We start from the raw sequence: 11,597 nt of genomic DNA, 5'->3' as shown, positions 1-11,597 counted from the left end.
CTGACTTGTATACCCGCGAGGAAATGACCGACAGGTCGGGTTCGCCGGACGCTCACTGTTCAGGGGCCAAATACGGCTTGGTCGCCGAGATCGCGACGATGGCACGAACATATCTGAAACGGCGCCTGATTTTTGATCGCTGCGTAGACTTCCTGATTGGGCGGCGGGTTCAGGTTCCCGGTCATTGTGTTGCAGAGTGCGCTTCGATTCACCGTATGTGAAGCGATTTCAAGAAACTCGTAATACGACCGAAAGCAAGGCACCACCATTTCAATGGAGTTGTGGTTAGTTGCGTTTTGAGTGTCGCAATAAAATGGCGAGTTCTTTTTTATTTATGCGGCTTAAATGTATGAATAATAAATTCAATGTGACGTTATATTTATTTTATGAATTTAAATCAACAAACCTATAAAATATGAATATTTACTTATAAGTAATGTGAATATTAATGCCATGGATTTATTTAATACTATATTGGGCGATCGAAAAACAAGTCTGGCGTAAGAATGGCGAATGATCAAGCAGGGCGTGAAATTTGCCATGGTGCACGGCGTCGAGGCTCCAAGACACTTGCCTGGCCACCCAAAATACACCTGGAGTAAAGATCACCTTGAAGGAAAGCGCAGACGCATTTGCAATAGTCGATGACTACGGCTTTGGGCTTTCGGGTTGCCACACGTTGGTGCAGCTCTTTAGCCAAACAGTTCGAAGGTGCCCGCACAATCTTGCTCTCGTCGATGGAAAGCGGACTTTCTCGTATTCCGAACTGGACGAAGTGTCGGACACGCTGGCTGGCCGTTTAGCCGCCAGAGCCGTGGGCCAGGAGAGTATTGTGGGTGTTTGCCTTGAGCGATCAGCCGAGTTGTTGATCTCGTTCCTAGCCATTCTGAAGGCAGGAGGCGCCTATTTGCCGCTGGATCCGGAATATCCGAAGGACCGGCTAGGTTTCATGATCGGAGATTCAAGGGCAGAGTTAGTGATTGCGCAACAAAGCACGCTCCATCTGCTTGATACAGCCGATACCGGTGTGCTGATTTTGGATGATGCCACGACCCAGGTTGTTGGTTGCAACAAAACTGCAGCTATAGATCAACCGTACATTGCCCCGGCGGTCCAACCGCAAAATCTTGCTTATGTAATCTATACATCCGGGTCTACCGGCAAACCCAAGGGTGTGGGTGTCAACCACGCAGGGGCGACAAACTGCGCCTACGCGGCAGCCGAGGCCCGGGAATTCAGCCGTGATCAAGTCGCGCTTTCGTGCTGCGCGATCGGCTTCGATGCCTCCATTTTCGAGTGGATCCCGGTTTTTGCCTCCGCGTCGGCGCTGGTCCTGGGAGGGAAGGGGTATCCTTCTCCAAGAGATCTCGAACAGCTGATTTCCGACAAAGGCATTTCAAACATCTTCCTGCCGCCCGCGTTGTTGTCGCGGCTTGATGAAACCGTTCTGGACGTAGCCGTGATCGGGGTTGGCGGAGATGTCTGCACGCCAGATATCATCTGCAGGTTTGCGGACAGAGCGAAGCTCATCAATTGTTACGGGCCGACCGAAGCCACAATTTTCGCCACCGCAGGCCGTCTTCTCAAGAACTCCGGCATGGATATTGGGGTACCCGCTCGCAATTCACGCGTCTACATCGTTGATGCCCTGCTCAATCAGGTGCCGTGCGGAACTCCCGGAGAGATCCTTATTGGAGGCCCCCAGGTCGCCCGAGGCTACCTGGGGCATGCCAGCGCGAAGAACGATTGTTTCATTGCCGACCCGTTTTCCGGTGAAGCCGGTGCCCGGCTCTACCGAACGGGAGACCTGGGGCAATGGAGAGAGGACGGCAGGCTTGCGTTCCTCGGCCGGATTGACAATCAGACCAAGATCCGGGGAATGCGGGTCGAGCCGAGGGAAATCGAGGCTACGCTCCTGAAGCTTGATGGGATCGTCGAAGCTGCAGTCGTCGCGCAGCAGTCCGGGGACGGCGCGGAGGCCGACACTCGGCTGGTAGCGTTTTTTGTCCGTCAGCAAAGAGCTGACCGCCACGATTGCGATAGTTTCGCGGCTCGCGCTCCAAATGCGGATAATACAAACCGGATGCGCGCCAAGCTCGCACGTACATTGCCGCGGCACATGGTTCCGGCTCGCTTTGGTGAAGTGCTGCGCTTGCCTGTGTTGCCATCCGGCAAGGTGGATCGCCGTCTATTGTCAGGCATGGAAATTGAAAGCCCGGAGGCTCAGCAGCCCCCCCCTTTGGGAGTGGTGGAACGCCTGATCGCGGAGCTCTTTGAGGAGGTTCTCAAAACCGTCGGGATAAATCGCAATGACAGTTTCTTTGATCTTGGCGGTCATTCCCTTGCGGCCATCGAGATTGCGGAAAGATACAGGGACCGTACCGGAAAGACTATTCGTATCAGCGATATATTCAATGAAGCGACGGTTGCGGGGATAGCCAGTTTGGTGGAACGCGGTGAAGACGTCGTAGATGATACGATACCGCTCGAAAAATCCGGTGAAGCGCTGACTGAACCGTTCTCGCTCTCACACGTTCAACAGGCCTATTACATTGGCCGTCAGGGAGCAGGGGGCGTGGGCGATGTTTCGTGTTTTGCATTTACTGCCTTTGATTTCCCTGACCTTGATGTTCAGCGGTTGGCATTGGCGTTCAACAAGGTCGTTTCAGCGCATCCAGCGCTGCGGACGGTGTTTTTGGAGAACCTTAGCCAGAAAGTGCTTGAGAGAGTGCCCGCAGTCGAAATTCCGGTCACCGACTATTCCAACCTCCATCATCACGCGGCCGAAGAAGCATGGAGCGTGGTGGTGGAAAACTGGTCTCACCGTATTTTGCCGGCGGACCGTTGGCCTTTGTTCGAACTCAATGCTGTAAGGATGCCTGGAAATGGTTGGCGTCTTGCTTTCGGCCTTGATCTTCTTGCCGCGGACGCCGTGAGCCTGGAAATCATCCTAGATCAGGTCTTCGCGCTCTACTTCGGAACCTGCAAGGCGATTTCAACCCCAGAGTTGACATTTCGTGATGTTGTCCTGTGGCGCGAGAAATGCCGGGAAAGCAGCGCTTATAGCAGGGCGCGGGACTATTGGATGAAGCGGCTGCCGGACTTGCCGCCAGCGCCTGTCCTGCCTGCAGCCGACAAGCCTGGCTGTATGTCTGGCCCCACCCGCTTTTACTGTCTTTCCTACATACTGCCCGGATCCTCTTGGAGAAGGCTCCAGAAGCGGGCTTCGACTGCCGGACTGACCGAAACGGTGGTTCTTGCAACCGCTTACTGCGAAGTATTGGCGCGTTGGTCGGCAATGGACGACTTTCTGCTTAATGTCACTTTGATGGACCGCAAGTCGGTCGATGACGAGATATGGTCCGTTGTCGGAGACTTTACGACGGTAAGCTTGCTGGCAGCTGAAAACATGCGACGCGGAAGTTTCAAAGACCGCGGTCGCCGTATTCAGAAACAGCTGGCCAGAGACCTTGATCATGCCCAGTTTTCCGGTGTTGAAGTACTGCGCGCTCTTGGCCGCAACGGAAACCGCGAAACCGGGCCGCATGCGGTGTTCACCAGCACCCTGGGCGTAGCGGCGGACTCACGTTTTTTCAACGGATACCCCGAATATGGGGTAACCCCGCGATGCTTTTCCGCGCAGACACCGCAAGTTCTTCTGGACTGTATCGTCTACGAAGACCCGGACGGCATTTCCATTCGGTGGAATGCTCCAATCGGCAAGACGCCTGAAGCAGTGCTGAATGACATGTTTCAGACATTCGTGAAGCTCGTGGAAGACATCTCGGCGGATGAAAGGTGCCTTGACGCGCCTGTTTCACCCTGGTTGCCGAAAAGCCAGCTCGACCTGTTCGAAAAGGCAAACAGCGAGGAGTTGCCCAAACCGGAAGGGTGGCTGCAGGATGGCGTGTTCCGCGCTTGCGAAAGAACGCCAATGCGTCCGGCGTTGCTCGGCCTCACGGGCGGCGGCGATCTGGATGGCGGGCGAAGCCTCAGTTTTGGCGAAATGTGCAGACGTGCCCTGGTGCTCTCCAACGATATATTGGAAGAGCTTGAGGGTGAGATATATGCGGGATTGCGGCCGGTGGCAATCCTTGCTCGCAAGGGGTGGGAACAGGTCGTATGCACGCTTGCCATCCTTGAAGCGGGTACAGCCTTTTTGCCGCTCTCACCGGACCAGCCGGTGGCCCGGCTTGCGGCGATCCTCAATGAGGCCAAAGTGGGGGTGGTTGTCTGTGACAGTGTCAACGAACAGCTCGCAGCCGACCTTGTAGGGGCCTGCGGCTGCAACGTGGTCGGTGTCAATCTTTCAAGACTAGCCATCGGCCGTCGGGCGGTACGGCGCTTCAAACCGGCGGCACCGGTTTCCCCATCTGTTCCTGCCTATGTAATCTTTACCTCCGGTACGACCGGAAAACCCAAGGGAGTGGTTGTCAGTCATTTCGCCGCCCGAACAACGCTGAACGACATGATGGTGCGTTTCGCATTGGGGGTAAACGATCGGGTGTTGTGGGTATCAGATTTGAACTTTGACCTTTCGGTGTTTGACCTCTTTGGGGTTATGGGCGGGGGCGGGGCGGTTGTGCTGCCGGAACCAGGGTCCCGTGAGAACCCGATACTATGGCCCCGGACAGCAGAACGGCACGGTGTAACAATCTGGAATTCTGTGCCCCAGTTGGCCGAGATGGCAATGGTCGAGGCGGTGCAGCACAGCCTGCCGGACTTGCGACTGATCCTGCTTTCCGGAGACTGGATACCGCTTTCACTTCCCGAACTCATTCGAAAGGTTGCGCCCAATTGCGAGGTGTTCAGCTTGGGGGGGGCAACCGAGGCTGCGATCTGGTCTATCTACTATCCGGTCGGGCCGGTGGACCCGGCATGGCCCAGTATCCCTTATGGACGGGCCATGTCGAACCAGAAATTCCATGTTCTGGATCGCGAACTGAGACCGTGTCCAGTTAGTGTTGCAGGACGGCTCCACATTTCTGGTGACGGCCTTGCTGATGGCTACCTGAATGATGAAAACAGAACGTCCGAGAAGTTCATTACTGATCCGGAAACTGGTGAGCGTTTGTATGACACCGGCGATCTCGGGAGATACCTCCCGTCAGGCGATATCGAATTCCTCGGCCGGGACGATTTTCAGGTCAAGATCAGTGGCCACAGGATTGAACTGGGCGAGATCGTGGCGGTGCTCCAAACCCACCCGAAGATCGAAACGGCTTTGGTGAGTGCGGTTGGGGAGCGGGAAAACAAGCGTTTGGTCGCCCATGTCATCCGGCCAAGGAGTACCTCCGGAGGAGCAGAGAAGCTAATCGCGCAGGGTCCTGAAAACACTTCTGATGCGTCGACCACGGGCAAAGTTGGGATCATAACGGACAAGGCAGGCCGCATTTCCTTTACCCTTGCCGGTCATGGCCGGGCTGTATCCGACAGGGAGCCTGCTGTCGTCTTGCCCGGAAAAGGTTTCAGCTCGGAACGCACTGCGGCCTTTCTGGCGCGCCAGAGTTACCGAAAGTTTGAAGGAGGGCCGCTTGACCGGGATAGACTGGAGCGATGGCTGGCGTCCTCGCTTGACGATGCTGCATGTCCCAAACGGCAATTGGCTACCCTTGACGATTTCGGAGCACTGCTGGGATGCTTGCAGGCCATGCCGGTTGATGGCAGCATTCTGTCAAAGCGGCTCTATCCTTCTGCAGGCGGGCTTTATCCCGTCCGGGCCTATGTTCATCTGGAAAAAATGCTGGCGGCTAGACTAGGCTTGGAGGCCGGGAGCTATGTCTACGACCCGGTTGATCATGCCTTGGTAAAGCTGCCATCAGCTGCGGGCACCGTGCGGTCTTCCTTGCTGGTACTTGTCGGGCATCTTCCCGCGATTGAGCCGCTTTACGGCGCTTGGTCGTCCGAAGCCTGTGCTTTGGAAGCGGGCGGTATTGCAGCAGCTCTTGAAACGGTGTTTCCCTGTGTTCAACCGGGTGACGTGCAAGCGTCGTACCTGCCGGAAGACTTACGTGGTGTGTTCGGGCTAGGGCCAGCCAGCACGGACCTTATCTTGTCCACGTTCGAACTTGATCTGTCCGCCGTACCGTCAAATGCCTCCCGGTGTGACCCGAAAGGCGTTGAGGCCTGCTTCGGGCGGTCCGGAGGCAATATTGCTGCTTATCTTTGGGTCAAGGCGGACGCTGCTGCCGGTCTTTCCGGCGGCGTTTACCGCTTCGACGGGGAGTGTGGTCTTGTTCCTGCGCATGGAGAAGGTCTTGGCGAGGGCGATGTTTCTGCGATCAACGTGCCGATCCTTGAGCGAGCCGGTTTTGCAGTTGCCCTCATACAGGAGGCAGCGGGCGCTGGCTGCGGAAATGCCTCTTCCGTCGCTGTCCGACTAGGGTTTCTTGCCTACAGGCTGGCGCAAGTCGGAGTAGAAAGCGCGATAGGGACGTGCGCCGTTGGCGGGACCAGTGTGCAGCAGTTTCGTAAAGCTTTTGCCCTGCCTGCGCCGCCATCAGCCAAAATGCCAAAATTCTATTTGCTGCTGGGCGGCATGATCGACCCGGCACAAACGAAGATCTGGAACCCGGTAGAGATGGACAGAGTGGATTCGCGAGACCCTCTCGGGGTTCGGGACTGGCTTGTCAAACGCCTGCCCGGATACATGATCCCACAGGCGGTCCTGGTGATCGACCAGTTTCCGCTTGACGCCCGTGGCAAGGTGGACCGGAGTGCGTTGCCGCAACCGGAAGACCTGAGCGTTCAGCTCGCGTACCAGCCGCCGGAGACGGAAAACGAACGCATCGTGGCCAGTGCTTTCAGCGAACTACTGGGGCTGGAACAAGTTGGACGCAATGGCAATTTTTTCGATCTCGGCGGACACTCGGCCCGAATGGTCCAGCTGGTGACTATGCTGGAACGGGCAAGTGGCAAGCGCATCAGCATTAAAGACGTCTTCGACAATCCTGTCGTCTGCAAACTGGCCGGCGTATTATCCGAAACGCAATATGCTTCAAAAGTGGCAGCGCAACGGGAGACAAACGCCGTAGGGACAATCGCCTTAGCGCCGAACCAGTTGTATTTTTGTCTGAACGGCGAAGGCCTATACAACGAAACCTCCTGTTTGCTGAAGGGACTGTCAAGGGGAGGGGAAAAGGGGGTGGCAGCCCGAATGAAGACGCTGTCTGCTTGCCATGCACTGCTATTAACCTCGATTGATTTGGAAACCCGGACGCAGACGGTGCACGGCGAATGGGACGCTGATCTTCTGTACTATCGGGACGTTCACGCATTGGACAGCAAGGCAAGATCTTTCATTTTGGAGGAATGGCGCAGGCGCAGTGAAGCGGCAGACAGGCTATGCGTGCGAGCTTTGGTTCTGGCGGGTTTTAAAGGCGAGATGGACCTCCTGTGCTTCCGCGCCAGTGCGATCCTCTCCGACAAGATGTCCCTCACCATTCTTGCGGGCGATATGAGGACGCTTTTTTGTGTTGAAAATCTGATCCCCAGCAAAGCTGCTTTCAGCGAGTGGGCAAAAGACACCAACAACGCCTTGGCAAATTCTACAAACACCCCGGACCTCGTGAAGTCGCATCTTGATGCGACTTACGAGTTTCTGTGTGCCACAGCCGAGGTCACGGACTATGCTGGAACCCAATCCGTGACTATCGCTTCGGAAACGACCGAGAGACTGGTCGAAGCAAATCTGGCCTTTGGAACCAATACGATCGATCTCGTTGCAGCGGCACTTGCCCGGGCCCTTGAAACCCACACCGGCAAACCGCTGAACACCATAGTCTTAGAGTGCGATGGCCGCAGTTTCACCGGGAATAAAGCGGCATTCACACGGGTAGCGGGCAATTTTCGGGTTTGCAGGGCAATTTCGCTGTTTTCCGCTGAAGACATGGGAATAGCTATTTGTCTGAACAAGGAATATTTGAACTCGTCCCCGCTTGAGAGCCTTGGTCTCGTTCCGCTTTGTAACCTTGAAAACTATGTCCGGTTGGTGCTGGTCGAATGCAACTCCGAAAGTGCGGACAGCGATCTGGACGCCAACGCCTTGATTGATGAGACAAGACGCAATGAAGGCGGGATGACGATTTCCTGCAGGATTGGTCCCGACGGGCTCGATCTGGTCCTTGAGACACCGGAATCCTTGCGGGTTGCTACGGAATTGACAAAATCATACCGGATGGCCTTTGAGGAAATCATCGCCTACTGCCTCTCGCAGGTCCGGGCAGGTGAAATGATCCCGTCATTCAGTGATTTTCCTGATTACAGTCCATTCGTGAGGTTTGGAAAGACATCTGCAGGGGGGGGCAACCCGGTGTTCATCTTTCCGCCAAGGCACGGCGGATCGGAAAGCCACATCAACAATCTGGCTCCGCAGCTAGGCACAACCGGTTCAATTCTACTAAACAACTTTTATTTCTACCTGCTAAATTTGGATCCGTATTGGTCAGACGGGCCAATGACCCTTGAAGTCCTCGCCGCCCAGTATGTTGCGCTTATCAAGCGGATCCAGCCGTCGGGTCCGTACCGTTTCTTCGGCTGGAGCTTTGGCGGGTATCTTGCCTTGGAAGCTGCAACACAAATCCGGGAATATGGTGAAGGGATAGAAAAGCTCGTTCTGGTGGACACACAGTTCGAGTTGCAAACGGCTTTAGCGGAGATGAAGAAGATACAGTCCGATATTGACCAATCCGACATTGAAAAAATCCTGTATGATTACAATAGGTCAAACATTCCGCTGATCACTGACGCCGAGATAATATTGTTCAAAGCGCGTAAGCTTGATGATTTTGACAATGATGATATCGCAAAATCAATGAGCTGTAATAAAAGACGCACTGTAATTGACTTGAGAAGTCATTATATAAGCGAAACTGAAGACAATTACTTAAGATCAGTAGTTATTTCCGATAATATTAAAATCAGGGATATGATTTCAACACATACCGATTGGGTGAACAGTCATGACGACGTGACTGCGGTTGCTCGCGCCATAATGGAAGATGGCTGAAACCGACCGGTTCGGAGACTGAGGAAAGGTCTCATGCAAAGCGAATCAACTGAGATTCATGAAGAGTGTTGCCGCGGGCCGCGGGTAACGTCTCTGCTTGAACATTTCGAGGCCGTTTCCTCGGGTCAAAAACAGGTGCCGCTTAAAAAGGTCTTGGCAGATCAGCGTTTTTTGGATCAATCAGACACTCTGAATAAGTACCACAACCTGTTCCAGAAGAACCTGGGTGCAATGTACAAGCACTATATAGCAAGTGTTCCGTATATGCTCGAGGAACAGTGCCGGATGGGGGTTGCGCTCGCGCAATTCAACGAAAAATTCTCCCATGGCCCGGCATTGTTCGGCACATTTTACGAAAGCTGCTCTGCAGATGGCCCAAATGCACGCACGCTGGCAGAATTTACCCGAGGAAAAATAAGAACGCTGACCGACTCACCCAATCCGAGCAACGCCACGAATTTTCACAGCCTGTGCAGTCACAATTATTCCAAGTTCAACCTTGGTTTATTTGCCGATATTACGCCAGCATATATTGCATCCAGGCCCGAATTGTCGGAATTTCAAAACGGCTTTGACTTCATTCATGAAAACACAACCTTTCAGTTCTTTAGCAAGAAGCGGAAAGAGTACGTTGGTTATATGTGTCCGCTCTTGAAGGAGGATGGCCTGTTTTTCTTCACTGAGAAGCTCATGCAGGCAGATCACCGCCACTACATGGACCGGGAGCACGCCAAGGACAAATATTTCAAGTCGCGATATTTCACCGATCAGATGATCGCCGCGAAAAAAGAGGATTTCCTGAGGACCATGGAGGCATGCCAGGTAACCCTTGAAGAGCTCGTGGAGGGTATCTCGTACCACTTCGAAACGATCTACATGGTCTGGAACAGCGGAAACTTCTACGAACTCGCAGCCTCAAACAACAAGGACAGACTGGAAGCCTATGTTGGCAGCCTGGTGGCTCCTTTTGTGCCCGATTGCTTGCGGTTCGATGAGCCCATGGTGAGGCGGCTTAAGTGATCCGCCAAAGTCCCTGTAGGCCGCAGTCCGGTAGCTGGATGCCTGATGGCGCGAGCCTCCGGTCCAAGGGCTGCGCATGCATGCGGGTGAGGCGGACAATTCAAGTTTCGGGCGGTTTATTTCCAGCGGCGGCCGTTTCAGGAGGCTGAATTGACCATGACGCCATATCTTTTGGTCATCGACGGGTTTTCGACCGCTAGCCAATACAGGGCATCGTTCGCGGCCCATGGTGTGCGGTCGATCCACCTTCACGCCTATGACCATGGAGGTGGCTATCCGCTAGATCTTGCGGGCTATGATGTAACCCTTCGGCTGGACGGTAGCACTGATCTCTCTGCGGTGATGGCGAAGCTCGAACCCTACAATATCGTAGCGGCCGAAGCCGGTCTTGATGCCGCAATTCCGCTCCTGGATGAAATCTGCCGGAGACTTGGCTTGCCTGGAAATGATCCGGAGCTCAGTCTGTCGCGGCTGGACAAGTATGAAATGGTCGCTGCAATCTCAAGGGCGGGCCTAAAGACAGCGGCCCAGAAAAAGACCAGCCAACTCGCAGACGCCTTGAATTGGCAAGCAGATGCGGGTACGTGGCCGGTCATTGCAAAGCCCAGTCTTGGAACCGCGAACAACAATGTCTTTATCTGCACATCGGCTCGGGACATTGAACATGCCCATGCCCGGATCGTCGGCCAACCCAATATCTTCGGCGTGGGGCAGGCGCAGCTGGTGTTGCAGGAGTACCTTCGCGGCGATGAGTTCATTGTTAATGGTGTCAGTGCACGAGGGAAGCATTACATAAGTGATATCTGGAAATACAAGTGGATCCAGGAGGGGCGCAGCACTGCCATCAGGGATGATTTCAATCTTGTGCCTGAGGATGACAGCGCGGTGGAGCCGCTTCGCGACTATACATGCAGGATGCTGGACGCAGTTGGGGTACTGGTCGGGCCGTCCCACAGCGAAATAATGCTGACGCCAGAGGGAGCTGCTGTTGTCGAGATCGCCTCCCGCCCGATGGGCATCAACTTCTCGCCCGAATGCCTGCGGAACTCGGTCGGCTATAGTCAGGTTGACTTGACCTTGATGGCACATTTGCAGCCGGAACAGTTTTTGCGAGCGTTTGGCGGCAAGGTGTATTCAAGGCAAAACTGCGCGAAAGTACTGTGCCTGATTTCAAATCAGCATGGTACGATCCGCTCGGACCGCCATCTAGAAAAGCTCAGTCAGATCAAATCCGTTTGCGGCACGAACATGTTTCGGAAAAAGGATGATGAGCTTGTGCCGACCACCGATCAATACACTTGTCCCGGATATGTCTTCATGACGAGCAGATCCAGTGCCGAGCTGGAAAGAGATAGTTTGTATATACGCGGACTCGAGGAAGAGGGCTTGTTCGACGTGGGATAGATATATTGCAATTGCGGAAACCCGGTAGGTAATGCCGATAGGCAAATAGCGCAAAAATCAGTGTTACAGTTTAATCAATACGTGTTGCGAATTGCATTTATCCGCGGCTCGGATTGCAAACATCGAGATTTTTCGCTTATAGCGCGACAATCTGGGAGAGAAGTGC

General features: G+C 54.4%; 4 protein-coding genes. All 4 read left to right on the top strand.

The features are described 5' to 3' along the window. Window positions 1-221, top strand: a 221-nt coding sequence (locus E1297_RS49765) for a hypothetical protein (protein ID WP_209015698.1), incomplete at its 5' end; no start/stop codon positions are given. A gap of 389 nt (window positions 222-610) precedes the next feature. Continuing rightward, on the top strand, window positions 611-9,007 hold the full coding sequence (locus tag E1297_RS08045) for a non-ribosomal peptide synthetase (protein ID WP_196223243.1): 8,397 nt from the start codon (window positions 611-613) through the stop codon (window positions 9,005-9,007). 33 nt (window positions 9,008-9,040) lie between these two features. Next, on the top strand, window positions 9,041-10,027 hold the full coding sequence (locus tag E1297_RS08040) for a hypothetical protein (RefSeq protein WP_155136301.1): 987 nt from the start codon (window positions 9,041-9,043) through the stop codon (window positions 10,025-10,027). Between the two features lie 156 nt (window positions 10,028-10,183). Beyond that, the gene (locus E1297_RS08035) at window positions 10,184-11,431 is read left to right on the top strand and encodes an ATP-grasp domain-containing protein (protein ID WP_244327684.1); all 1,248 of its coding nucleotides are present in this window, start codon (window positions 10,184-10,186) and stop codon (window positions 11,429-11,431) included. Window positions 11,432-11,597: the final 166 nt, after the last annotated feature.

The sequence above is a fragment of the Roseibium sp. RKSG952 genome (assembly GCF_009711355.1).
Note: the sequence above shows the minus strand (reverse complement) of the source record. Positions and strands in the feature narration are given on the sequence as shown.

What these genes read in the sequence shown, in the direction of transcription:
- E1297_RS08040 (WP_155136301.1), top strand. Translation starts at nt 9,041, where the DNA reads ATGCAAAGCGAATCAACTGAGATTCATGAAGAGTGTTGCCGCGGGCCG.
- E1297_RS08035 (WP_244327684.1), top strand. Translation starts at nt 10,184, where the DNA reads ATGACGCCATATCTTTTGGTCATCGACGGGTTTTCGACCGCTAGCCAA.